Source organism: Streptomyces sp. NPDC126510 (assembly GCF_040302345.1).
In the GTDB taxonomy this organism is placed as follows: domain Bacteria; phylum Actinomycetota; class Actinomycetes; order Streptomycetales; family Streptomycetaceae; genus Streptomyces.
Genome location: NZ_JBEORR010000021.1, coordinates 72,716 through 95,954, shown reverse-complemented (window position 1 = coordinate 95,954; position 23,239 = coordinate 72,716). Strand labels below are relative to the sequence as shown.

Annotated in this window: 21 protein-coding genes and 5 pseudogenes; 19 read left to right on the top strand and 7 right to left on the bottom strand. The window is 70.4% G+C overall.

Annotated features, from left to right (window positions below):
• Positions 1 to 7 precede the first annotated feature (7 nt).
• From ABTX60_RS27460 to ABTX60_RS27440, 5 genes are all read left to right on the top strand, one after another.
• Complete coding sequence (locus ABTX60_RS27460) at positions 8 to 280, top strand: hypothetical protein (RefSeq protein ID WP_352099688.1); 273 nt, start codon at positions 8 to 10, stop codon at positions 278 to 280.
• Complete coding sequence (locus ABTX60_RS27455; RefSeq protein WP_352099687.1) at positions 281 to 787, top strand: hypothetical protein; 507 nt, start codon at positions 281 to 283, stop codon at positions 785 to 787. It abuts the gene before it with no gap.
• A gap of 1,103 nt (positions 788 to 1,890) precedes the next feature.
• Complete coding sequence (locus ABTX60_RS27450) at positions 1,891 to 2,580, top strand: response regulator transcription factor (RefSeq protein WP_352099686.1); 690 nt, start codon at positions 1,891 to 1,893, stop codon at positions 2,578 to 2,580.
• Positions 2,577 to 3,905 carry a sensor histidine kinase gene (locus ABTX60_RS27445; RefSeq protein ID WP_352099685.1) on the top strand — a complete coding sequence of 443 codons (1,329 nt, stop codon included), beginning with the start codon at positions 2,577 to 2,579 and terminating at the stop codon, positions 3,903 to 3,905. Before ABTX60_RS27450 ends, ABTX60_RS27445 begins: the two co-directional genes overlap by 4 nt.
• Positions 3,906 to 4,214: 309 nt before the next feature.
• Complete coding sequence (locus ABTX60_RS27440) at positions 4,215 to 4,784, top strand: suppressor of fused domain protein (RefSeq protein WP_352099684.1); 570 nt, start codon at positions 4,215 to 4,217, stop codon at positions 4,782 to 4,784.
• Between the two features lie 47 nt (positions 4,785 to 4,831).
• On the opposite strand, the pseudogene ABTX60_RS43295 reads toward ABTX60_RS27440, so the two are convergent.
• The 3 genes and pseudogenes from ABTX60_RS43295 to ABTX60_RS43285 form a co-directional block, all read right to left on the bottom strand.
• A pseudogene (locus tag ABTX60_RS43295) lies at positions 4,832 to 5,666 on the bottom strand (transposase); the annotation flags it as partial.
• Positions 5,581 to 6,114 carry a transposase family protein gene (locus ABTX60_RS43290; protein ID WP_502992410.1) on the bottom strand — a complete coding sequence of 178 codons (534 nt, stop codon included), beginning with the start codon at positions 6,112 to 6,114 and terminating at the stop codon, positions 5,581 to 5,583. The pseudogene ABTX60_RS43295 and the gene ABTX60_RS43290, both read right to left, overlap by 86 nt.
• 276 nt (positions 6,115 to 6,390) lie before the next feature.
• The gene (locus tag ABTX60_RS43285; RefSeq protein WP_502992406.1) at positions 6,391 to 6,852 is read right to left on the bottom strand and encodes a CAP domain-containing protein; all 462 of its coding nucleotides are present in this window, start codon (positions 6,850 to 6,852) and stop codon (positions 6,391 to 6,393) included.
• 97 nt (positions 6,853 to 6,949) lie between these two features.
• Between ABTX60_RS43285 and ABTX60_RS43280 the strand changes: the two genes are divergently transcribed.
• The gene (locus ABTX60_RS43280) at positions 6,950 to 7,267 is read left to right on the top strand and encodes a hypothetical protein (protein ID WP_502992405.1); all 318 of its coding nucleotides are present in this window, start codon (positions 6,950 to 6,952) and stop codon (positions 7,265 to 7,267) included.
• A gap of 579 nt (positions 7,268 to 7,846) precedes the next feature.
• On the opposite strand, the gene ABTX60_RS27420 is transcribed toward ABTX60_RS43280, so the two are convergent.
• Positions 7,847 to 8,761: an NAD-dependent epimerase/dehydratase family protein gene (locus ABTX60_RS27420; protein ID WP_352099682.1), complete on the bottom strand. Its 915-nt coding sequence runs from the start codon at positions 8,759 to 8,761 to the stop codon at positions 7,847 to 7,849.
• A gap of 130 nt (positions 8,762 to 8,891) precedes the next feature.
• Here ABTX60_RS27420 and ABTX60_RS27415 point away from each other — a divergent pair, with 130 nt between their 5' ends.
• From ABTX60_RS27415 to ABTX60_RS27400, 5 genes and pseudogenes are all read left to right on the top strand, one after another.
• Positions 8,892 to 9,851, top strand: a complete 960-nt coding sequence (locus tag ABTX60_RS27415; RefSeq protein ID WP_352099681.1) for a GlxA family transcriptional regulator — start codon at positions 8,892 to 8,894, stop codon at positions 9,849 to 9,851.
• 727 nt (positions 9,852 to 10,578) lie between these two features.
• Positions 10,579 to 11,355, top strand: a complete 777-nt coding sequence (locus ABTX60_RS27410; protein WP_352099680.1) for a DUF6008 family protein — start codon at positions 10,579 to 10,581, stop codon at positions 11,353 to 11,355.
• A gap of 235 nt (positions 11,356 to 11,590) precedes the next feature.
• Complete coding sequence (locus tag ABTX60_RS27405; protein WP_352099679.1) at positions 11,591 to 11,800, top strand: hypothetical protein; 210 nt, start codon at positions 11,591 to 11,593, stop codon at positions 11,798 to 11,800.
• A gap of 416 nt (positions 11,801 to 12,216) precedes the next feature.
• Positions 12,217 to 12,459: pseudogene (locus ABTX60_RS43275) on the top strand (hypothetical protein); the annotation flags it as partial.
• A gap of 72 nt (positions 12,460 to 12,531) precedes the next feature.
• The gene (locus tag ABTX60_RS27400) at positions 12,532 to 13,089 is read left to right on the top strand and encodes a dihydrofolate reductase family protein (RefSeq protein WP_352099678.1); all 558 of its coding nucleotides are present in this window, start codon (positions 12,532 to 12,534) and stop codon (positions 13,087 to 13,089) included.
• Here the strand turns inward: ABTX60_RS27400 and ABTX60_RS27395 are convergent.
• Together ABTX60_RS27395 and ABTX60_RS27390 are read right to left on the bottom strand one after the other, a co-directional pair.
• The gene (locus tag ABTX60_RS27395) at positions 13,074 to 13,382 is read right to left on the bottom strand and encodes a hypothetical protein (RefSeq protein WP_352099677.1); all 309 of its coding nucleotides are present in this window, start codon (positions 13,380 to 13,382) and stop codon (positions 13,074 to 13,076) included. The genes ABTX60_RS27400 and ABTX60_RS27395 overlap by 16 nt on opposite strands.
• A gap of 413 nt (positions 13,383 to 13,795) precedes the next feature.
• Positions 13,796 to 14,428 (bottom strand): ScbR family autoregulator-binding transcription factor, encoded by a 633-nt coding sequence (locus tag ABTX60_RS27390; RefSeq protein ID WP_352099676.1) that lies wholly within the window; start codon positions 14,426 to 14,428, stop codon positions 13,796 to 13,798.
• A 259-nt stretch (positions 14,429 to 14,687) separates the two neighbouring features.
• Here ABTX60_RS27390 and ABTX60_RS27385 point away from each other — a divergent pair, with 259 nt between their 5' ends.
• Positions 14,688 to 15,062, top strand: a complete 375-nt coding sequence (locus ABTX60_RS27385; RefSeq protein ID WP_352099738.1) for an AfsA-related hotdog domain-containing protein — start codon at positions 14,688 to 14,690, stop codon at positions 15,060 to 15,062.
• Positions 14,987 to 15,586, top strand: a pseudogene (locus tag ABTX60_RS27380) (SDR family oxidoreductase); the annotation flags it as partial. The gene ABTX60_RS27385 and the pseudogene ABTX60_RS27380, both read left to right, overlap by 76 nt.
• Positions 15,587 to 15,617: 31 nt before the next feature.
• Here ABTX60_RS27380 and ABTX60_RS27375 read toward each other — a convergent pair.
• Complete coding sequence (locus ABTX60_RS27375; protein ID WP_352099674.1) at positions 15,618 to 16,307, bottom strand: TetR family transcriptional regulator; 690 nt, start codon at positions 16,305 to 16,307, stop codon at positions 15,618 to 15,620.
• A gap of 390 nt (positions 16,308 to 16,697) precedes the next feature.
• Here ABTX60_RS27375 and ABTX60_RS27370 point away from each other — a divergent pair, with 390 nt between their 5' ends.
• The 6 genes and pseudogenes from ABTX60_RS27370 to ABTX60_RS27345 form a co-directional block, all read left to right on the top strand.
• Positions 16,698 to 17,573 carry a hypothetical protein gene (locus ABTX60_RS27370; RefSeq protein WP_352099673.1) on the top strand — a complete coding sequence of 292 codons (876 nt, stop codon included), beginning with the start codon at positions 16,698 to 16,700 and terminating at the stop codon, positions 17,571 to 17,573.
• A gap of 491 nt (positions 17,574 to 18,064) precedes the next feature.
• The gene (locus tag ABTX60_RS27365; RefSeq protein ID WP_352099672.1) at positions 18,065 to 19,237 is read left to right on the top strand and encodes an IS701 family transposase; all 1,173 of its coding nucleotides are present in this window, start codon (positions 18,065 to 18,067) and stop codon (positions 19,235 to 19,237) included.
• Between the two features lie 1,070 nt (positions 19,238 to 20,307).
• Positions 20,308 to 20,751 (top strand): winged helix-turn-helix transcriptional regulator, encoded by a 444-nt coding sequence (locus ABTX60_RS27360; RefSeq protein WP_352099671.1) that lies wholly within the window; start codon positions 20,308 to 20,310, stop codon positions 20,749 to 20,751.
• A 97-nt stretch (positions 20,752 to 20,848) separates the two neighbouring features.
• Positions 20,849 to 21,574: pseudogene (locus tag ABTX60_RS27355) on the top strand (DUF1702 family protein); the annotation flags it as partial.
• A gap of 91 nt (positions 21,575 to 21,665) precedes the next feature.
• Positions 21,666 to 21,731 (top strand): hypothetical protein, encoded by a 66-nt coding sequence (locus tag ABTX60_RS27350; protein ID WP_352099737.1) that lies wholly within the window; start codon positions 21,666 to 21,668, stop codon positions 21,729 to 21,731.
• A 267-nt stretch (positions 21,732 to 21,998) separates the two neighbouring features.
• Positions 21,999 to 23,157: pseudogene (locus ABTX60_RS27345) on the top strand (IS1380 family transposase); the annotation flags it as partial.
• Positions 23,158 to 23,239: the final 82 nt, after the last annotated feature.

Below are 23,239 nucleotides of genomic sequence, written 5' to 3'. Positions count from 1 at the left end.
GCTTCAAGTGGCACTGCGCCCAGATGGCCAGGGCGGCATCCAGGGCGAGGCGGTCCGGTTGCGGAACGGCACCGCAACGCAGAAGCAGGTCGACGCCGTCGTGGCGACGATCAAGTCCGACCCCAAGGTGCGCGCTGACATGATCAGGGACGAAGGCCGTCAAGGAGGTCTTCAGCCCAGCGCCAAGGCCATGAAGGAAGGCCGCAATCCGCAGTGGCGCCTCAGCAACGACCGGACGGCCGAACTGCAGGCCCTGACAGAAGCGATGGAGAGGATGTAGATGCCCGACCTGGACTTCTACGCCCACGTCGCCACCCGCGGCGACGTGTTGGGAGCGGGGATCGGCGCGCAGCCCGCCGAATGGGAAGCCGCGCTGGGCGCCGACTGCCTCGACACCGAGGACGACAGCCTGTTGCGCCGGGACTACGGGCTGGTGGAGCTGTCGTTCCAGGAGGAGGACGGCGCCCGGCCCTGCTTCGGAGTGAGCGTGCAGGTGCACCGTCTGCGGTGGGACACCGAGTCATCCGTCCCGGCGGCCCTGCGCGGCGCCTACGGCACCTTCGCTCCCTCGACGCGCTTCGAGGACATGGCCGCCGCGATCACCGGGCTCGGCTGCTCGGTCGAACCCGACCCGGACGAGGACGGTACGCCCGGGGACATGCGCCGCTACCGGGTCCTCGAGTCCGGCGTGAGGATCTTCGTCCGCGCGGACGAACATGCCCAGGGGCACTCGGGTGAGGTCTGGAGCCTCAGCGTGTCTCCCGCGTGGTGGCGCGCGGCGGGCTGAGCCCTCGGGGCGGGCCGTGCCACCATCTGTGCGGCTCACCCCAGCCACGTGGCCGGCTCCGAGGTCTGCCCGACCTCGGGACCGGCTGCCCAGGTGGCCCGCGCCGCTCACTGCGCGGTGTCCCGCACCCTGCGAGTCGGCGCACAAGCGCGCATCGGCCGGTCAGGCTCGATCTGCGGTGCGCAGGGCCCGCGCCGGCCACCCCAGTTCCTCGGTCGCGTCGTGCGACGCATGCTGCCCGCGCACGCGGGTGACGGCTGAGGGGAGGCCTGTGCGGGGGAGGGGGCGACGCTTCGACGTCGTGGGCGCGGCGGCCGTTGTCGCGTAAGCAGACTCCGTCCAGTACCCGCCCTGGGCTCCACGGCTGCGCCCACCCGGGCCGCGCACACGTGCACAAGGTCGCCACGTTCGACCACCGCAGCGCCGGACAGTAGTCCCCATGGCCTGATCCTGTGGACGCAGCGCCACCAGAGGGTTCGTGGGAGGGGGTGTTACCAGGAGGTTTCGCGGATGCTGGCGTGGTTTTGCGGCTGGGTGGTCGTGGTGATTTCGGAGCGGTGGTGGCTGGCGGTGAAGGTCACGGTGAGCGTCTGCGCTCCGGTCCGGCTCGTACTCACCGTGAAGCCTTGGTTGGGCACTGCCGAGATGAGGCATACGGCGTTGTCGCTGAATCGTACGGTGGCTTTGCCTCCTTGGGAGGGCACGGTGTAGACGCCGGCGCCGTCTTCCCGGCAGTCGGGGCCGTCTGCGCCGGTCGGTGCCGCGGGGGTGCTGGTGCGGGTGGTGGGTGTGGGTGTGGGTGTGGGTGTGCGGCTGGGGCCGGTTGCGGGTTTGCTGCTTGGGGGTGGCGGGCTGGGTGTGCGGGGGCTTGCCGACGGTTTGGGGGTGGGCGTGGCGGTGGTGGGGCCGGGGCGCGGGGGTTTGGGGGGTTGGCTGGGTGCGGATTGTGCGACGGGTGCGGTGGGGCGGGTTGAGCCGACGACGAAGTGGATGGTGAGGATGACGGCGGTGGCGCTGGCCGTGGTGCAGGCGAGCCATATGGTGAGGTAGCGCAGGAGGCGGGGCACGGCACTATGGTGTCGGACCGGCTACGGTGCCTGCTCATGGCCTGTGTACTTGTCGTTGAGGACGATCCCGTCATCAGGGCTGCGTTGATCGAGGTGCTGTCCGGGCACGGTTACGCGGTCAGGACCACCCACCAGGGTTTCGAGGCGCTGCGCGAGATCACCCAGAGCCCGCCGGACATTGTGGTGCTGGATCTGGGGCTGCCCGATCTCGACGGCCTGGACGTGCTGCGCATGATCCGGGGTATTTCCCGGGTGCCGGTCCTGGTCGCCACCGCCCGTGACGACGAGGGCGAGATCATCAGGCTGCTGAACGCGGGGGCCGACGACTACCTGGTCAAGCCGTTCTCCGGCGGCCAGCTCGCCGCGCGGCTCGCCGCGGTGCTGCGCCGGTCGGTGCCTGCCGACGTCGAGGCGGCAAGGCTGCCGGTTGTGCAGGTGGCGGACCTGCGTATCGACCCGATGGCGCGTACCGCGCACCTGGCAGGCCGGGAACTTCCCCTGACCCGCCGCGAGTTCGACCTGCTCGCCTATCTGGCCGCGCACGCCGATGAGGTCGTCACCCGGCGGCGCATCCTGGCCGAGGTGTGGCAGCAGCCCTACGTCGAGGACCAGACGGTCGACGTGCACCTGTCCGCCCTGCGCCGCAAAATGGGCGAGAAGGCGCGAAAACCCCGCTATCTGCGCACCGTGCGCGGCCTGGGCATCAAGCTGGTCAGCTCGCCATGAGACGCGCCCTGGCCGGGATCGCTCTGGCTGTCACCTCGATGGTGGCCCTGTCCTTCCTCATCCCCCTCGCCCTCCTGGTACGCGAACAGGCACGGGACCGGGCCACCACGGCTGCCGAGCAGCGGGCCGCTGCCCTGTCCCCGGTGCTGGCCCTGACCACCCGGCGCGCGGATGTGCAGCAGGCCGTCGCCGAGCTCGGCTCCACCGACCAGCTCGCCGTACGGCTGCCCGACGGCGGCTTCGTCGGCGCCCCCCACGCGCCCAAGGAGGCACTCGAGCGGGCGGTGCGCGGACGCGAGACGCTGGCTGTGGACACCTCTGGCGGCTGGGTCTACCTTCAGCCGGTCGTCCTGCCGGGCGAGCGGGTTGCGGTCGTGGAAGCGTTCGTGCCCGCCGCGGACCTCACCCGGGGTGTGGCTGCCTCGTGGGGCGTCATGGCGCTGCTCGCGCTGGGACTGGTCGGCGGTTCGGTCCTGGTGGCCGACCGGCTGGGTGCCCGCGTCGTGCGCTCCTCGCGCAGCCTCAAGCGTGCCTCACTGGCTCTGGGCTCCGGCGACCTGGACGCGCGTGTCGAGCCCGATGGCCCGCCTGAACTGCAGGAGGCCGGTGCGGCGTTCAACACCATGGCCGACCGCGTCCTGGACCTGCTCGCCGTGGAGCGCGAGCTGGTCGCCGACCTCTCACACCGGCTGCGCACCCCGCTGACCGCTCTCTACCTGGAGGCCGACCGGATGGGGTCCACGCCGAGCGCCCGGCGGGTCGCCCAGGCGGCCGGGCAGCTGGAGAGCGAACTGGATGCGATCATCGCCGCGGCCCGCACACCGCTGGCCGCGGCGCAGCCGGCCCGTGCGGCCGCCGGCCAAGCCAAGCGTTGCGACGTCGCCGAGGTGGTCGCCATGCGCCTGGACTTCTGGTCGGTCCTGGCCACCCAGCAAAACCGGCCCTGTGAGCGCTCCCTCACTCCGCGCCCTGCGCCCGTCGCCTTCCCTGAGGACGACCTGGCGGCCGTGGTCGACGCGCTGATCGGCAACGTCTTCAGGCACACCCTGGAGGGCACCGCCTTCTCCGTGCGCGTGGAGCGGGTCGAGCAGCACGTGTTCCTCACCGTCGATGACGCGGGAGCGGGCGTGGCGGACCCCGACGCGGCGCTCACCCGGGGGGTGAGCGTCGGTGGTTCGACGGGGCTGGGTCTGGACATCGTGGCCCGGGCCGCCCGCGCAGCGGACGGCGAACTGACGATCACGCGGGGGCCGTTGGGCGGCGCCCGGGTGCGGGTGTCGTTCGTACTGGCCGACTCGGGCGGAACCGGCGGCGCGGCGCGGTGACCGGAGTGCACTGACCGGCGGCCGATAGTGGGGCCAGCGACCGGGCGCGGCCGGCCGGGCGGGGGTGGTGACCGGGGCCGGCGGCCCGCGTCGGCGGCCGGGGCCGGGGCCGGGGTGGTGAGCGGGATCAGCGATCAGCACCGGCAGGGCCAGGGGGGATGAGCAACCGGCGCCGGCGGCCCAGGCAGTGAGCGGGTGGCTTTGTCGCCGAGTCTGGGCTCTGGCTCAACTTCTGTGGATCTGTTGCGGAGCGTTACTGGTGACGGTCCCGGTGGCGTGCACCGGTGAGCGATCGTGCAGGCTGGACACATGGCCAGTCGCGTTGAGAAGTACCTCGCCCATCTTGATCAGCTTTCCGGAGGAAGCGAGCCCCGCTTCTTCCCTGTCGGATCGACCAAGCAGGGGCTGCGGGGTGTGACGGAGATCGTGTACGACAACCTGCCGGACGGGCTTCTCACGGCGCTCACCTACGGCTTGTCGCTGGCAGAGCATCCGGATTGGCAGCACGGCTCGCCGGAACTCTGCCTCAGTGTGAACTCGACCAACGTGATCTGGGCCCACGCGGTGGGCTTCCTCGCCGAGCAGCTCCGTGGAACCTGCCCATTCAGTTACGGCAGCACCATCAACTTCGGTGAGCGCATCGTGCCCGAGTCGGAGATGACGGCATTCTGCGTGTTCGCGCCGCTGGTCCTCGGCAGTGACGACTACCTGGGCATCGACGTCGGCATTCCGGGACACGAGGGCCACGACGTGATCAACATCCAAGGGCTGTACCCCATCCACGAGGTCGAACGGCAGTTCATCAACGAGCACGGGCTTGAAACTTTCTGGAAGAGCAACTGGGAGCCGACCGACGTGCTCCGGCGCCCCGCGATCTGATCTGGGGAGGAATGTGGACGACCCATTGGTGGACAGCATCAGGCGAGCAGGACTCGCTTCCGCAGAAGGGCGAAGCCAGCACGCCCGAACATCTGACGCTTGAGCATCTTGATCCGGTTGACATGTCCTTCGACCGCGCCCGAGCTCCAGGGCAGGGTGAGTCCGGCGGTGATGGCCTCGATGTCGCGGTCGATGCCGGCAGCGAGGCGACGGCGGCCGGGCGGTCACCGGTCGCGGTGAGGTGCGCTTCATGTGCAGGTAAGCGCGAACGCGCTGGCAGCTGCCCTTGTAGCCGAGTGGCACGATCTCCTCCCACAGCTTCCAGGCGTTGCTGAAGCCCTCGTTCCAGCGGTTGTCCAGGTAGGGCTTGTAGTCGTCGAGAATCGAGGTCCGGTTCTGCCACTGGCCGGTGAACAGGACTTCCGGCTCCGCCGCGTCGGCGAACCGTTTGGCGGTGTGCCAGGCCATGCCGAGCTGCCGCTGGACCGAGCGCCGGCTGTGTCCTGCCTCCAGGAGTGCGTGAACGGCGGCGTGCCGGGACCTCGTGCGATCGGCGAACCGGTGTCCGGTCGGCCATGGTGAACCGGGCGGTTCTTCTTCCGGGGCGGACTCAGGCTCGGGTTCGGAGGTGGCCGGGGCAAGGGCTCGCGGGCAGCGGCGGTGCTGGGCGACGGTCCGTTCGGCGGCCTCGCTCAGGTTGTGCCAGAGGTGCCACCGGTCCGCGACCTGGACGGCCTGCGGGGCACCGGCGGAGGCGCCTTCGGCGAAGAACGGCGCACGGTCTCGGCAGACGACCTCAGTGCCCGGCCGTTCGGCGAGCCAGGCCGCGAGATTGGACGCCTCCCGGTCCGGCAGCAGGTCGACGAGGCGGCGGGTCTCGATGTCGACGAGGACGGTGCCGTAGTGGCGGCCCTTGCGGGTGGCGTACTCGTCGACGCCGACCACCCGAGGCGCGGGGACATCGGGCTCGGGCAGCATCGACCAGCCGGAGCACCGTGCTGCGGCTGACGGACACGCCGAGAACGCGGGCGATGCGGGCTCCGGCCCGGCCCGCGAGGGCCAGGCCGACCGCGGCCAGGGTGGCGCGCAACCGCTCGGTCCGCTGACCGTACCGGCGTGTCAAGCCGGGTATCTGTTCGACGAAGGTACGGCGTGCGCAGCCCGAGTTCCCGCAGGTGAACCGACGGACCCTCAGCTGGAGAACAACGCTTCGGCCACCGCTCGGCACATCAGCGGGAAACCGCAGGTAGGAACCATGAATTCGGTTCGACCAGACGCCGCAGGCCGGGCACGGGGCACCGTTCGCGATGCAGTGCGCGTCAACGCGCACTATTTCGATGTTCACGTCCACCGAACCGCGACGTCCGCGATCGACGGGAACAACAACTCCTCCAGCCGGAGCGTGACTTCTTTCACGGCCTCGAACTGTCGGCCTGACCGTCTCGTCCACGGATTATTTTCGGGCGACTTCACGCACGGCTCGAAGGTATCCGAATGTCACTCAGAGTGGCCCCGTCACAGAAGTGCAGCCAGAGCCCGTTCGTGTGTACACAGCCGAGCGGGGCAAGTGACCGACGCTGGCGGGCTGGCGGCCAGGGGAGTGGGTTCAGCGGCCGGCGCCGAAGTCCTGCGTCCACCAGGGGCCGCCGTCACCGAAGTGGACGCCCACGCCCAGTTCCTTGAAGGAGCAGTTGAGTATGTTCGCGCGGTGTCCGGGGCTGTTCATCCAGGACTTCATCACCGAGGCCGCGTCCGCCTGACCCCGGGCTATGTTCTCGCCCAGAGTCGACCACCGATACCCCGCCGCCTCGATGCGGGTCGTCATCGTGGAGCCGTCGGGGCCGGTGTGGGACATCACGCCGCTGCTGGCCATGACGTCGCTGTAGTCGTCGGCGGCCCGGGTGAGCCGCTCGTTCGCCGTGAGCGGCGCACATCCCGCCGTGGCCCGCTCCTTGTTGACCAGCGCGAGCACCTGCGCCTCGGGCCCGCCACCGACTCCGGACCCCGACCCCGAACCGGAGCCCGCCCCGGTGCCGCCGGGCCGTGTACCGCCGGAACCTCCCGCCACCGCCCCACCGCCGCTGCTCTTCGCCGCCGTTCCCGCGAGTGGCTTCGACGCGGGAACGGTCGTCTTCCGTGCACGGGGAGCAGGACTTGCCGACTGCTTGCGCTTCTCCTTCGGCTTCGGCTTCGCGCTCGGCGAGCTGCTCGCCGTGGCGGTCGCACTCGCACTCACCGAAGCAGAAGCACCGGGCGCCGCCCCGCCGGAGGCACCCTGGGCGCCCGGCGTCTGGTCCGCGCTGTCCGCGGCCACCCTGTTCGAGGCGTCGCCGTCCTCACCGCTGACGACCGCCATGGTGATCCCGACGCCCGCGATCGCCGCGACGGCTCCCATGGCCAGCGCGGGACCGCGCCTCTTCGGCCCACCGCGGGGGCGGGCGTTCGAGCGGGACGGGCGAGCGGCTCGGCGGGAACCCATGTAAGGACACCTCGGTCTGTTCGGTCGGCTGATTCGCCCCCTATGCCCGGTGGCCGCGATCGCGGCCACCGGACCCTGTGGGGGGTGCTCGAGAGCCTAGAACCCAGCCTGGGCGCAAACCCTTGTTCGAAGGCCATCTTCAAAAACCCTTAAGACAGCCCCCAAAGTCCGCTGAGAAACAGCCGGAAGCGCCCCGGCCCTCCCATGCGCCACCCTGCTCCTCACCGCCTGCTCAACCAGGGGCACCGCCTGCCTGTACAAGCCCCCACGCAACGAAGCTGCCGCATCTGCCCGTCTGGCCGGCGCCAGGAGGCGGCCGAGCCGTACCGCAGGGCAACGGGTGCTGCGTGGCTGGTTGGCGCTTGCGCGCGCACTGGAGAGGGGATCGAGGCGCTGCGGGAATTCATGGAGGTCCTGCTGCCGCGTCACGAGGTGCAGATTGCGGCGAGGGTGCCCCGCAGCCAGGGCGGCCTGGTTTTCCCGGGCTGACCGGGAGGGTGAGGTGGTGCGGCGATCGTCGAGCACCTCGCGCACCTCATGTCCAGATGTGGGCGGGCCAGGAGCCCGGCCCGCCCACCACCGCTCAGGCCGCCAGCGCTTCGCGGAGCGTTGAAGGCTTGAGTCCGAAGGTGTCGCGGATATCGCTGTCGTCCACGATGAACGGACGCTCGGACATGTAGCTCATCTCGGCGAACTCCCGCCACAGTGGATCGGTGAAGGACAGCAGTGTCATGTCCCGTTCGGTGAGCTGCTCCAACCGCGGTTCGGGCGCTCCGTGGAGTTCGGCGAGGTCAGTTGCGGCATGACGTATGGTCGTGGTGATAACCGGGGCGTGCCACGCCCGTCCCCAGGCTCGCTCGTCGCTGCTGACCGTCACCAGCGCCGCTGCGACGTCCTCGGTGTAGGAAAACGAATGCGCCGCATCGGGGTTGCCGTGGACGAGTGCCAGTTCGCCGTCGCGGACTCGGGGCGCGACCAGCAGTGTGAACGCTGAGACTGCGCCTGGGCCCAGGTACTGGCCGGCTCGCACTTCGGTTGCCCGCAGCCGCCCTTCGTCGTGGGCGTTCTTGGCCTGCTGCCACAGCTGGGCCCTCACTCGGCCCTTTCGGGTGTGCGGGGTCATCGGGGTGCGCTCGGTGACCGGCCCGGTGGTCTGCTGATAGCCGTAGTGGTTGCCGAGCATCACGTAGTCGGCCCCGGCCCGTTCGGTCGCGGCGAGAATCGAGGTGAAAAACGGCGGCATGGTATCCGGCCAGGTCTGGTAGGCGGTCATGGCTGCGTTGAACACCGTGGTCGCTCCGGCCAGAGCCGCGGCCAGCTCGTCAGTGTGGCTCGCGTCCAGGGAGACCCGTTCGATGGCGGGGTGGTCAGGACCACTGCCGCTGCGGGTGATGAGGCGGACCCGCTTGCCGCTGTCGGCCAGTTGCCTGGCGGTCGCGACCCCGGTCGCACCTGCCCCGATGACGACTGATCCACCCATGGTCTTGTCTCCGTTCACCCTTCAAAATGGACCGCTTCCCCAAAGGGGGAAACGTGGTTCGCGGAGGGCCCGCCCGCACGCCCAACTCTGCCGTGCGGACGCAGGGTAGGTTAGTGGCCTGAAGGCCATGACATCCAAGGATCTAGCCATGCATCGTGTCGCCGTCCTGGCCGTTCCCGCGGTCAAGCCCTTCGACCTGTCCATGCCGTCCGCGCTGCTAGGCGCCGTCGAACTCGCCGGACGCCCCGGTTATGAGGTGACGGTGTGCACCGCCACGCCCGGCGTGATCGCCGCCTCCGGCGGCATCGAGGTGGTGGTCCGGCACGGCCTGCAGGCGGTCGCGGCGGCGGACACGGTGATCGTTCCCTCGACTGCCAGCCGGCACGACGCCGAGCCCGCCGCACTGGACGCCTTGCGGGAGGCTGCGGCCGCGGGCAAGCGCGTTGCCTCGATCTGCAGCGGCGCCTTCGTCCTCGCCCAGGCCGGACTCCTCGACGGCCGCGTCGCCACCACCCACTGGGGCCTGGCCGAGGAAATGCAGCGTGCCTTCCCCTTGGTGCACGTGGACGCCGACCGGCTGTTCGCCGAGGAGGGGCCGATCATCACCGGTGCGGGTTCGGCCGCCGGGATCGACCTGTGCCTGCACTTGATCAGCTCCGATTACGGCGCGGCCGTGGCCAACACGGCGGCCCGCGCTGCCGTCGTCACCCCGGTCCGCCATGGCGGGCAGGCACAGTTCGTGCAGACCCCGCTCCCGGCCGAGACCGACTCCTCATTGGATGCGGCCCGCATCTGGGCACTGCAGCACCTGGACCAGCCGATCTCCCTGCGCGACCTGGCCGGTCAAGCCAAGGTCAGTGTGCGGACCCTGACCCGCCGTTTCACAGCCGAGACTGGTGTGACTCCATTCCAGTGGCTGCTGCAGCAGCGGCTGCTGCGGGCCCGCGAGCTGCTGGAGACCACCGATCTCACCGTCGAACAGGTGGCCGGCCGCAGCGGCCTCGGCTCCGGCGAGTCGCTCCGCCAGCACCTGAGCCGCCAGATCGGCATGACCCCAGCCACCTACCGGGGCGCCTTCCACCGCCCGAGCGTGAAGATTGGTCAGTGACCGCGCGATCCTGTCCGGACCTGGCGTTTCAAAGGTGGTCTGCGAGTTCCTTGGGTTCCGCTCCGGTGGGGTCCATGCAGTCTCTCGTTGTGCGCCTCGGCGGCTGACTTCTTCGGCCCACCGGGCTGGTCCGCTTGGCGGTGAGGTTCTCCAGTGCCCCCCGCATCGCGGACGGTCAGCCACTCCTTGACGGGAGTGGTGGAGGCGTTCCCGCCGCGGGACCGTGCCGTTGTCGCCGGGCGTGGCGGCGTTGCACTCGAACGACGATCGGCAGTGTGTACGCGGTGCTGAACGTCCGGCGCTTCGGGCGGGCGGCCGGATCCGCCCCGGCGGGCTTTGTGCTGGTCATAGGTGGAGACTCCTGTCGGTGCCCTCTCACGCCAACCCGGCAAACCGCGATGTATCGCCCGAGGCTGACAGAGAGGACGACCCGAGTGCGCCTTCCGCGCCGTCCGCGCTGTGCGGGCCGTCCGCGTTGTGCGGGCTTTCCGTTCCCGTCACCGGCGGCGGGTGTGCTGTGGGTTGTGGGGTGTTGTGATGGTGGTTGTTCTGGCTGGAGGGGTGTTGTGTTTGTGGGTTGAGTAGGGCACGTGTGGAGTGGTGTGTTGGGTGGGGGGGTTTCTACGGTGGCGGGGTTGTAAGTCGGAGTATCAACCTGCGACCTGGACAAGGAGTCCACTGATGGACCCATGGGCCTTCTGCACATGCAGGTCAGGGCGGTCACGATATGGGCGGTGCGGTGTCTTTGCTGGACACGTGGGGTGCCGTTGTGTTCATCGGTTGGGCTGTGGCTATGTGGGCGGCGGTTGCCGTGCTGGCTTATGCGCATCGTGGGCCTGTCCGGCGCTGGCTGTACAGGACTGCGGTCGCCGTCATCGGTCTGGGTGTGGTCGGTCAGATCGGCCACTTTCAGGAGCACGTGGCCCAGGCCGGATACTGGGTGGCGAACCCGTATGCCCCTGCGTGGATGACTCCTTGGGCGAACTCTCTGGCGCGTGGCATGGGTCAGGTGGATCCGGCCAGGCCCGCGTTGGGCATGGAGATCCTGCATTTGACGGGGAATTTCATTTTCCTCGCCGGCCTGGTCGGCATTGTGCAGATCACCCGCCGGGCCGCCGGGGACCTCAGGTCCCGTAAGTGGGCCAGGATGGGCGTGTGGATGCAGGGCATTCACGGTGTTGAGCACATCGTTTTGACGGTTTCGGTGGCTCTGGGTGCCGCTAGGGCGATCGGTCTGTCGACCTGGTTCGGTGTGATTGATCCCGGCCCGGCGCTGGTGACGTATCGCGTGTGGTGGCACTTCGTCGCCAATCTGGTGGGTACCGCGATCCTTGCCGTCGCCCTCTGTTACCTGTGGAAGGAGAAGCGCGCGGTCAGGGCTGGTTTCGAGGAGGGCCGGGGAGGAGACGCCGGGGGCCTTTGGCGCCCGGCGCGTGGCCGGGCCGTGCCGGGGGCTGTCCCGGGCCGGGGCGGGGCACCTGTATCGCCTTCGTTGCGGCGGTGAACTGGGTGCAGTTGTTGGTGTTCCTGCCGGTGGGGGTGAAGGCGAGCGGGCGGCCGGGCGCGTCGCTCGCCAGGCGGGTGTTGTTGGTCAGGCCGCTTGTGGAACGCCCGGGGCAGGGGCTGGGAGAGCCTCCCCCTTTTTTTCCGGGCCGTGGTGGCGTGCTGGAGCGCTTTCAGGTCTCGCCGGCGACAGCTCTGCGGTGGGCGGGTCGCTACCGGGTGCGGGCGAGGCGGGTATGGCCGAGGGGTCCTCGCGCCCGCGCCGGATCTCGACCCGCACCGTGCGGCGGATCATCAAGGTGGGCGTCTTGCGCCGGTGGGGTCCGGCCCGCATCGCCTGCCTCCTGGGCCTGGGTCCGGCGAGCGTCCGCGGTGTCCTGGCCCGCTGCCGGCTGGCTGTCTTGGCCCACCTGGGGCGTGCCGCCGGCCGGGTGGCGCCGCTGTGAGCACGATGCCCCCGGCGATTTCGTCCACGTCGGCATCAGGAGACTCGGCGACGTGCCCGGCGGCGGCCACAAGGTCCTCGGCCGGCCGGCGGGCCGCGGGAACCGGGCCAGGGCCGCGTTGGGCTTGCTGCGCGGCGCGGTCGATGACCATTCCCGCCTGGCCTCTGCGAGATACTCACCGACGAGAAGCGGGAAACCGCCGTCGGGTTCTGGCAGCGGGCCCACGCCCTGCGTCGCTGGCGCCGGCGTCACCGTCCAGCGGGTCCTGACCGGCGACGGCGCCTGCCGCAAGTCCTCGTTTGTGGCGCAACTCGCGTGCCGGGCAGGGTATTTCACGCGGGCGAACCCGTCCCTTGCCGGCCGCGGGCCAACGGTATGAAGATGGGCAGGCCGTCGGCGTGCACGCGGACGGTGTGGTGGAGCGGTTCAACCGGGGCCGTGCTGGATGAGTGGGCTTATGTGAGGGCATGCCGGTCCGAGAGCGAGTGAGGCGGGGCGTACCCCGTCGGGCCGCACACCTACAATTCACCACCGCGCCACACACCGCGCTCAACGGCCAACCACCAGCCGGCCGCGTTCCCGACTTTACGGGGCAGGCTGACGGTCGCGCAGGGGCGGGATCTGCGCGGCGCATCGCCGGCCGGCCGGCGGGCCGATGAGTTTCGGGTCGTGGACAAGTCATCACCTGCAGAACCGGTCACGGGCCGGCCGCCCGTACCTGAAGGAGACGCATGGCAAAGCTCATCTACTCGATGGTCACCTCGCTCGACGGCTACGTGTCGGCGGCGCAGGGAGGCATCGGCACCGGGGCCGACGACCCGGAGGTGCACACCTTCATCAACGACCTCTTCCGCCCGGTCGGCACGTATCTTTACGGCCGGCGGATGTACGAGACGATGCTGTACTGGGAGACCGCGTTGGAGGAGCCCGGCCAGCCGCCGCAGATCCTGCAGTACGCGCGGGACTGGCAGGCCGCGCAGAAGATCGTGTATTCCACGACGCTCGATTCGGTGTCCAGTGCGAAGACCAGCCTCGAGCGGAGTTTCGACCCGGAGGCGGTGCGCAAGCTCAAGGCCGACGCCGAACGCGATTTCACCGTCGACGGCCCGACGCTGGCTGCGCAGGCGATCGAGGCCGGGCTGGTGGACGAGTACCACATGTTCGTCACCACGACCGTGGTCGGCGGCGGCAAGCGGTTCTTCCCCGACGGGGTGCGGCTCGACCTTGAGCTGGTCGAGGAGCGGGCCTTCGGCAGTGGCGTGATGTACGTGCGCTACCGCACCCGCTGAGCTGTGCCGGCGGTCCTCAGGCGCCGGACCAGCTGAAAGATCAGCCCGCCCGGCGCTTGAGGACGATGTGGGGGCTTGAGGACTCCCGTCCCGGCCGCCGCGCAGCGGGGGCGGCAGACGAACCAGTTCGTACGGCCGCCCGCGCGCGGCTGGGCACCGAGGAGGGTCCGCCGCCTCCAGGTCTGCGTCATCGTGCCGGTGTGGGGGCCCTTGGTGGCGTGCCAGGCGGTGACACCCAGCCGGCGGGGCCGGTGAGCGTCCCCGCAGAGCACCCTGCGGGCCCGGCTGCGCATCCCGCCGGCGGTGATCACCAGGTCCGGCCCGGTCCGCCGGGCCGGCTCACCTCCCGGAAAAGAAAGAGCCTCTCGCCGTTCATCCCCCCGGCCTGCTGTCTCCCCCCTCCCCCCCGGGGGAGACTCATCGCGGGAGACTCCAAAGCCTGGCCGCGGCGAAGGGGTTCCGCGAAACGGGCCCCGCGTCCTTCAGGGCGGGCAGGACGAACCCGGCCGCACTCGCCTGCAGTGTGCCGTACGCGTACGCCTCCAGGCCAAGGCCCTCACGATGACCACCCCCGCGCACCCGGCCGGCGCGGCCCCGGCCCGTGCGCGTCACGGCCCGGCAGGGCCCCGGGGTGTGGGGGCCGGGCGCAGACCGGCCGGGTGCAGACCGGCCGGGTGCGCCCTCGGGGCCGGCGCCCGGCAGGGCGTCAGGTGAGTTCGAGCGTCCACGTCGAATGCGTGAGCACCTGCGTGATCATGGCCGGCACCGCCACACCCGGAAGCAGGTAACGCCACATGCGCTCCACCAGGACCGGGAGGTCGCTGCGGCGTGTGGTGGCGGCGGCGTACATCTGTATCCCGGTGCACGCCTCGAGGATGAACTCCGCCAGTTCCCGGGGCTCGACCCCGGGCTGCAGCTCGCCCGCGCGCTGCGCCTCCTCCAGGTCGTCGCCGAGGATCGACACCCAGGACTCGTACGGCGAACCCACGTGGGCCTGATAGGTGCCCCGCTCGCTCGTGAGACGGACCCCGGCGCGCAGCAGGGGGTCGCTCTGGAGCTGGTGCGCCCAGACGATGGTGGCGTCGACCACGCGCTGCAGGCGCTGTGAGTCAAGGCGCGGGAGGATGGTGCGCGACTGGGCCTCCATCACGGCGTCGGCCAGCGCTTCCTTCGACTTGAAGTGGAAGTAGACCGCGCCCGGAGTGGTCCCGCACCGCTCCACGATCTTGGCGATGCTCGATCCGCTGTAGCCGAGCTCGTCGAAGACCTGGGCCGCGGCCTGCACGATGGACTCCCGGGTCCGCAGCGCCCGGGGTTGCTTCACTCTGCGTGTTGCCACGGGTACCTCCATAAAAAACCAGACATTCACTATCTTCCCCTGTGGGGGGCGCGGCCAAATCCTCGGGTGGCCGCAATGTCGTTCCGGCGTACCGGCTTGATTCCGCGGGGAGCCGAGGCTGCGCTCGCAGAGATCGTGCCTGGTCGCCGCACTATCATATGGATCATGGCCAAGACCCTCGACAGAGAAACAGAACGCCCTTATTTTTTCTTTGCCCGTACTTTCCGCCCTCTTGGGTTTCTTCTCTCCTGAAGTGATCATGCTCAGATCCGCCGAACGCGCCGGCGAGGCTCCACCAGCGGTGCTGACCACCACCGTCCCCAGGGAATACGTGCACCGCGCCGCGGTGTCCGAGGTGTTCTTAACCGGTTGGCAGCAGACCGGGGCGGACGGCTTCACCGTCACCGCCGAATGGCCGCGCAGCCACAGTTTCTACCGGACCAGCCGTACCCGGTACGACCCCGCTGCTGCTGTGCGAAACGGTCCGGCAGGCGCCCGCGCTGCTGATGCACGCCGCCTATCTCCTCCCCTTCGGCCACCAGATGATCTGGACGCGCCGGCGGCGCCGCGGTGTGCGCACCGGGCGACGTCGTCCGGCCGCAGGACGCCGGGCGGGCGGTGCAGGCCGCCCTGACCGCCTTCGGCAGGCTGGACTGCGCCTTCAACAACGCCGGATGGGGTACGTCGGGCCAGCGGCTGCACGAGGTCGAGGACGCGGTCTACGACCAGGTCATGGACGTCAACGTGCGGGGCGTGTGGAACTGCATGCGCGCCCAGCTGCCCTTCATGCTCGACACCGGCGCCGGCGTCGTCGTGAACACGGCGAGCGTCGCCGGGGTCAGGGCGACCCGCGCCTCGGCGCCGTACGTCGCGGCCAAGCACGCCGTGCTCGGCCTGACCCGGGCGGCGGCGGCCGACTACGGGCAGCAGGGCGTACGGGTCAACGCCCTGGTGGTCGGCAGCACCCGCACCGAACTGCTGGAGCAGGCCACGCAGAGGACCCCCGGCGGCGGGGGAGACCCCGGCGGACGGTCGGCGCAAAAGCGCATGGCATCGCCCGAGGAGATCGCCGAGGCGGCGCTCTGGCTCTGCAGCGACCGCTCCTCCTTCGTCACCGGAGCGGCGCTCGCCGTGGACGGAGGACGAACGGCCCAGTGAGAGCCAGAGCCCGCCCGCGACCCCCCGCCCTTCACGCCTGCCCGCCGGACAGGGACCGGGCCGGGGCCCCGGCGACGCAGGCTCCCCCCGAAGACGCCGTCCCGCTCGCGCCCGGCAGCGGGAGCGTCGCAGCGCCGCCCGACGGTGCGATGCCCTCAAGCACCAGGCGCCAGCTGTGCTGGAGCCGGTCGACGGCACTCTCGCCGCAAGGCGCCGCCTCGGCGTTGCGCAGATTCACCTCGCAGCCCCCGATCAGCAGGCGGATGAGCCCGGTCAGGTCGTCCGGCAGCGTATGACCGCTCAGCTGACCGCTCGCATGCGCCTGGCCGGCCAGGCTGGTGACCAGCGGCAGCCACACCTCGGCCCACCCGGTGGGGCTGTGCCGCTCCCGGGACAGGCGCACCGCGCACCGCACGAGTACCTCCTCCTCGATCAGCCGGGTGAGCTCCAGGGTCAACGCGATCGTGCGCTGGAGCGCCGGGGCCGCCTGGCCGGCGATGTGCTCGACCACCGTCCTCGCCGTGGCCCACGCCTCTTCCGCGACGGCATCGGCGAGCTGGGCCTTGTTCGGGAAGTGGAAGGTCAGCGCTCCCATCGAGATCTTCGCGGCACCGGCGATCTGAGCCAGCGTCGTGCCGTGGTAGCCGTCCCGGTTGAATTCCACGGCGGCCGCGTCGATCAGCGTCCTGCGCGTACGCACCGCACGGTCTTGCCTGGTCATGTCCGCCCTGGCTTCCTGTTGACAGTCGCATCAACAGAAAGCGTTGCCTCCGTGGCCCAGCGCGGCAATGCGAAGTTGCCTGAAATGCCCAACTGTTAAGACCCGGCTTCTTCGTCCACCCCCCGACTTGCCGAAGTGCGCCGACGTACCGCCGTGGCCGGTCCTCTGCGGCCGTACGCGCGCAATCCGCGCTCGGCAATCTCGAAGACGCTCCCGGACCGGGGTTCTCCCTACTCTCCCGCTGGGGCGGCGCTCTCGCGCCCCCCCACCCCCGAACCAGCCGACTGGAGAGCCTCAATGACGCACGCACAGCAGATGCAGGTCTCGTCACGGGACCGTGCGGGACAGACCGATACACCCGCAACCCAACCGGTGCTCCGGCGGTGGCGCGTGCTCCTGCTGAGCGTCGCCGCGGGCTTTTTGCTCACGGTGGTGTGGTCCGCGGTGTTCGTGGACCGGACGATCGGCGGGAACATCGCCAGAACCCTGCTCGGCCACGACCCCGAGGCGCCGATCTCCGGTGTCGTGGCGGGCATCGTCTTCGCCTTCACCTCGGGGCTCGCCGGTACGTTCACCGCCTGCAACATCGCGGCCTTCGCCACGGTCGCACCGCTGCTCGACACGGTGGGCAGCCGGTGGGGACGGGCGGCACAGGCGCTCAAGCCGCTGGGCCCGCTGTCGCTCGGGATGGTCACGGTGTCCGCGCTGTACGGCGTGCTGGTGGGGTTCGTGGGGACGTCGATGCCGCAGTTCTCCGAGGCCCAGTCCGTCCCCGGGGTGCTCTCCGGCCGCTCCGTGCAGAGCATGGTCGCATTCGGCGTCGTCGGCCTGTCGATGCTCTATCTGGGGCTGAGCGCGCTCGGGTTCGTCCGTGATCCCTTCGCGCGTCTTCGCCGCAGGTTTCCGCACGCGCAGACCCTCTTCATGGGCGTGCTGATCGGCGGTTTCCTCATCGGGCGGCCCTACCCGTTGTTCCGGCAGCTGTTCCGGGACGCGGCGCAGAGCGGCAACCCGCTGTACGGCGCCGCGGCGTTCACGCTCCAGTCGGTGGGCAACATCGCGATCATGGCGGTCGTCTTCGTGGCGCTGTCCGCCGTGGCGGGCGCCCGGGTGCAGCGGTGGATGGCCAAGCCGGGACGCGCCGCCGTCCTCACCGCCGTCGCCCTGATCGTCGCCGGCGCCTTCACGTTCCTGTACTGGGACGTCCGGCTGCTCGCCCGCCGGGAGATCATCCCCTGGTACCCGATCGCCCCGTGGGCTGCTTGAGGCGCACCGAGAGCGCGGACCCGGAGCATACCGAGCGGTTGGGACGGTCTGAGCTTCCGACACTCCGGGTCCCCGCGCTCCTGTGACCCCCGTACCCCTGTGACCCCGTACCCCTGCGCCCCTGCGTCTCTGTGACCCCGTAACCCCTGCGTCGCTGTGCCCCTGTGCCCCGGTGACTCCGGGCCCCCGAACCCCCGCGCTCCTGTACCCCCCCCGTGACCCGTGACCTGCGATCGAGGCGGCCCGCGACCAGGCCGGACTCACGCCCCCGAACGGCGGTTGACCCCCAGGGCGGCGTCCGGTCCCGCCCTCCGGGCCGCCACCCCGGCCCGTGCCGATGGCCCGTACGTGTCCGCCTCGTCGCCGCGCGGGCGGAGGCGACTTCCCAGAGTCTCCGGGCAGGGCGGTACGGGCGGGGTCAAAAAAAGAGGTCAACCGTTATCCTTTGGGGTATCCAGTCACTGCGGCCGACAGGGGACCACGCTGTGTTGATGACGAGCCCGCTCCAGCAGCAGGCGTCGGCCTTCGACTTCGCGGAGCAGATCTTCGCCCACCTGCCCCGTGCCGATCAGCGCCGCTGGGCGCACGCCTACCTGGTGAGCCTGCTGCGCACCCCGGGCAAGAAGTCGATGCGGCGGCTGGCGGCGACCATCTCGGACTCGCCGACGGCCGCGCAGTCGCTGCACCAGTTCGTCAACGCCAGTCCCTGGGAGTGGGAGCCGGCCAACCAGGAGATCATGCGCTGGGCGGAGCAGCAGCTGAACCCGGTGGCCTGGCAGATCGACGTCGCGGTCATGCGCAAGCGCGGCAAGCACTCCTGCGGCGTCCACCGGCGCTTCGTCCCCGACACCGGGAGGTCGGTCAACTGCCAGGTCGGCATCGGCGGGTTCCTGGTGCACCGGGACGGAGCGGTCCCCGTCGACTGGCGGCTGTTCCTGCCCGGCGCCTGGATCAGGGACTCCAACCGCAGGGCGCGCGCCCGCATCCCGCACGACGTCGCCGCGCAGGGTCTCGAGGACCACGCCCTCGATCTGGCGCGCGCCATGAGCGAGCGCACCCGCATGGCGGCCGTCCCCGTCATCGCCGACCTCAGCGCCCACGCCGGAGCGGGCACGCTGGTGCGCGGATTCAGCCAGCTCGGCTGCGACTTCGGCGTGGCCGTGCCGGGCAACCTGCCGCTGGTGGTCGGCCGCCACCTCCAAGCCACACGGCGCGACGGCCGGTCCCAGCCCGTCGTCCTGCCGGCCGGGAAGTTCTTCGAGCCGGGCTACGGCGGCAGACTCGAAACCACCATCTGCACGGCACCGCAGGGCCGGACCCTGACGGTCCAGGCGGGCCTGGTGGGCCTGCCGCGCAGCGGCCCGTTCGAGAAGCTGCCGCAGCGCACGTACCGCCTGCTGTCCGTCCGCTGCGACCGGCAGCCGCGCTCCGCCACCCTGTGGCTGACCAACATGGTGCACCGGCGGATCGAGGACGTCATCGCCACGGTCCAGCTGCAGGCCCACACCAAGCAGACGCTGCGGGACCTGGACAGCGGCTTCGGGCTCCAGGACTTCGAAGGCAGGTCCTACCCGGGCTGGCACCACCACATGACGCTGGCCAGCGCGGCCTATGCGCACAACGTCCTTGAGCATTCCGAGAGACAGCCGGCACTGGCCTACTGATCCGGGAGCCTGTGCCGCTTGGAGGTGCGTGAGCGGGGGACAGCCACGGCAGGACCGCCCCGCTCACGGGTGGCCGCTTGCGGCGTCTGCAGCGGCGCAGGCATGAGGTGCCCGCGCGCGAGGAAGACGAGGATGCCCGGGCCCGCGGCCAGAAGACCCGCGATGAACAGCCACTGCCTCGAGCCCCGCGGGCCGTGGGCCGGGGACGGCAGCCCGATGCCGGCCGCGGGAGGGGACTCACCCCTGCGCATGCTGCCGCGGCCGGCACCGCAGAAGGAGGCACGCTCGGCGTCGCCACCTCCACGCGGCAGGAAGACACCCGACCGGCTGGGAGCCCTCGTGCCCCGGATACTGGACGCAGGCCAGCTGCTCCGCGCTGAACACCCCGGGCCGGCCCTCCCCATCGCCGCCCGCGGCGCCGTGCCCATGCTGGGCAGCCAGACGCACAGCAGCGCCACCGCCGTCACAACCACGACCACGTCTCACCGGCCGCCACGGCGCAGGACGGGAGGCCGGACCGGGACGGGAGATCATTTCGCCTGCCCCGCCGGCACTCGGCGGTCCACGACCGCGCAACCGCAGCGCGCGGCCGCTCCACCGGCACGCCGGTGGAGCAGCAGCAAGGACCATCGGCGCGAAGACCAGCGCGTTGTAGAACAGGGTGCACTTCCACCCGCGGGAAGAACAGCTCGATGACGCTGGTCGGAGCCGTCCGCTCAAGGAGGAACGACCCGGTGAGGACGAGATACACGCCGAGCGCCGCTGTGTGCCCGCTGCTGTTCAGCCGGTCCAGGGCCGACGGGACCTCTGCAGGGCGGCGGTTGGTACGGACCGCCATGGGCGGGACTCCTTCGGGCGGGCGGGAAGGGCCGTCGCTCACGTCCAGATGACGGCCCCGACCGCCCCCGGCGTCTTCCGCAGTGCTCACTACCCGCGCAGGTGGCAGGGGCTGCCAGAACGGCCACCTGCGACGCGGCGCGGACGCCGCTTTCCGCGGCCGGCCGCTCACTCGTGCCTACTTCACCACTTCGGTCTTTTCACAGGACTTCTCGGCTGCCTACCGTGACCGAATGCTGAAACGTACCTATGACGGCCAGGACTGCAACATTGCGCGGTCACTCGAAGTGGTGGGGGAGCGCTGGACGTTGCTCATCGTCCGCTCCGCTTTCCTCGGCATCAATCGGTTCGACGGATTCCTCAGCACCCTGGACATCGCCCGGAATGTGCTCGCCACCAGGCTCGCCAGGCTGGTCGAGAACGGGCTGATGGAGAAGATCCCGTACCAGGAGAAGCCGGTCCGCTTCGAGTACCGGCTCACTCCGAAAGGAAATGACCTCGCCCGCGCGGTGATCGCCCTCATGCAATGGGGGGACCGTAATCTGCCCAACGAGGGCGGGCCGCCGCGGCAGGCGCAGCACATCGGCTGTGAAGGGCTCGTGCAGTCCCAGCTGCACTGCACCGAATGCGCGCGGGAGGTGCACACCGAGGAAGTCGCCGTCCGTAGGACCCGCTGACAGCCCCCCCCTTTTCTCCGGGGGAACGCAAGGGGCCCCGGGCCACCGAACACCTGCGCACGCCTGAAGATGCCCGCGGATCGGCGCCGCCCCGACGATGAGGCCCTCTTGCACTCGCAGTGGAGACAAGGAGGCGGACATGGCGGCGATCGGCACGCTCCGCAGAATGCTCATGGCCCCGTCCCTGGCCGATGTGGAGTTCGTCCGGCGTGGATTTCCCGTCGAGCCGACGGCTGCCACCCGACGGCTGGAGCGCGTTCCCCAGGCGGTCGTCTGCGGTTTCGAGTGGGGGATCGAGGCGCCGAGCCTGCACGAGACCGAGCGCAGGCTGGCCATGACCGACCCGGAACTGCAGGGATTCGCCTACGAGGGCGCGACGATGGCCTGCGTCGTCCGCGACGCGATGGGACCGGGCCGCGCGAGCCGCACCCAAGACCTCCTCACCGGCGAGGGCGCCCGGCACATCTTCCTCAACTACATCGGCATCGGGTTCGCCATGGCGCGCCTCCCGCGGCCGCTGTGGAAGAAGGTGCTGCCCGAACTCACCGACGCGGCCCTCTACCCGCAGATGCACTGGCTGGCCGTCGACGGCTACGGCTTCGACAAGGCCTACTTCCACACCCGTCGCTTCGTCGACGAGCAGCGCGTGCCCGACGCCTACCCGTGGCAGGGCGACGCCGCCTACTTCCCCCGCGCCGTCGACCAGGGCATCGGCCGCGCGCTGTGGTTCATCCACGGCGCCCACCCGGCGAACGTCGCCGCCGCGGTCCGCCGCTTCGCCGCGCAGCGGCAGCCCGACCTGTGGAGCGGCGTCGGGCTCGCGGCCACCTTCGCCGGCTGCTGCACCCCGGCCGGCCTGCGGACGCTGCCCGCCGAGGGCGGGCGAGCACCGGGCCGACCTCGCGCAGGGCGCCGTGTTCGCCGCGAAGGCCCGCGCCCACGCGCAGGCGGTGCCCGAGCACACCCACGCCGCCCTGTGACGAATCTGCTAGCGATCACCAGATGGATGATGCGCTGGCCTGGGGATCCAGTTATCGTCACAGGATTTTCGGCTGTGGCGTAGTGCGGTTCTGAGCTGGGGCTTCCGGACAGCTTTGGAAACTGAAGAGGCTCTGGAGTGCAGGTTCAGCGGTCGTCTCGGAATGTAGCGATCGGCGCAGAATTTCTATATGGCTGCGTGGTGCGGTAGCTAGGTTTGTGGTCAGGGACGGGCCTGGCAGGCCGAGGGAGTGGGCTGTCTGCGCGCCGGGGACTGCCTCGCGGACGTCGCGATGCTGCGGTGCGAGCCGGCCCTCTTCGGCCCGGTCGCCTCCGACCCGACCGTCTCCCGCCTCATCGACACCCTCGCCGCCTCCGGCGAGAAAGCTTTGCAGGCCATCCGGTCCCACGGTCCGAAGTCCGCAGCCGGGTCTGGTCCTTGGCCGGCAGACACGCCCCGGACGCCGACGGACGGGTCACGGTCGACCTCGACGGCGTCCGGGTGATCGCACACTCCGACAACAGGACGCTGCCGCGACCTGGAAGAAGACCTACGGCCATCACCCCCTGACGGCCTTCGTCGACCACGCCCCGGGCGGAACCGGAGAGCCGGTCGCCGCCCTGTTCAGACCAGGGAACGCGGGCTCGAACACGGCCGCCGACCACATCACCACCGCCCGCCTCGCCCTGGCCCAGATGCCGAAGAAGTACCGGCGTGGGCGGCAGACCCTCATCCGCTGCGATTCCGCCGGCGGCACCCACGACTTCGTGTCCTGGCTCGCGAAGCGAGGACGCTGGCTGTCCTACTCGGTCGGCATGGTGATCACCGAGACCATCTACAGCCACGTCCTCAAGATCCCGCCATCGGCCTAGACCCCGGCCGTCGAAACGGACGGCGAGATCCGCGACGGTGCCTGGGTCGCCGAACTCATCGGCGACGTCCTGGACGGCTGGCCCAAGGGCATGAGGCTGATCATCCGCAAGGAACGACCGTATTCCGGTGCCCAGTTGAAGATCACCGACGCGGACGGCATGCGGATCACCTGCTTCGCGACCAACACCCCTGACCGGCCGATCGCCGGGCTCGAGCTCCGCCACCGCCTGCGGGCCCGGGCCGAGGACCGCATCCGGGCCGCCCGCGTGACCGGACTGCGCAACCTGCCCCTGCACCACACCGCCCAGAACCGCATCTGGCTGGAGATCGTCCAGATCGGGCTCGACCTGCTGGCCTGGATGCCCGTGCTCGCCCTGACCGGCCAGGCCCGTCTCTTCGAGCCCCGCCGCCTGCGATTCCGCCTGTTCTCCGCGGCCGGACAACTCGTCACCACCGGTCGGCGCCGCATCCTCCGCCTCGCCCGCCACTGGCCTTGGACCCATGAGATCACCGGCGCTCTTGAACGGCTTGCGCTCCTGCCGAATCCCGGCTGACCAGCGGATTCGCCTGTCACTACGAGAAGAGGACCCAGCCCGGAGCAGTGGAACCCGGCGCCCGCCCGAAGCGACACTCGGG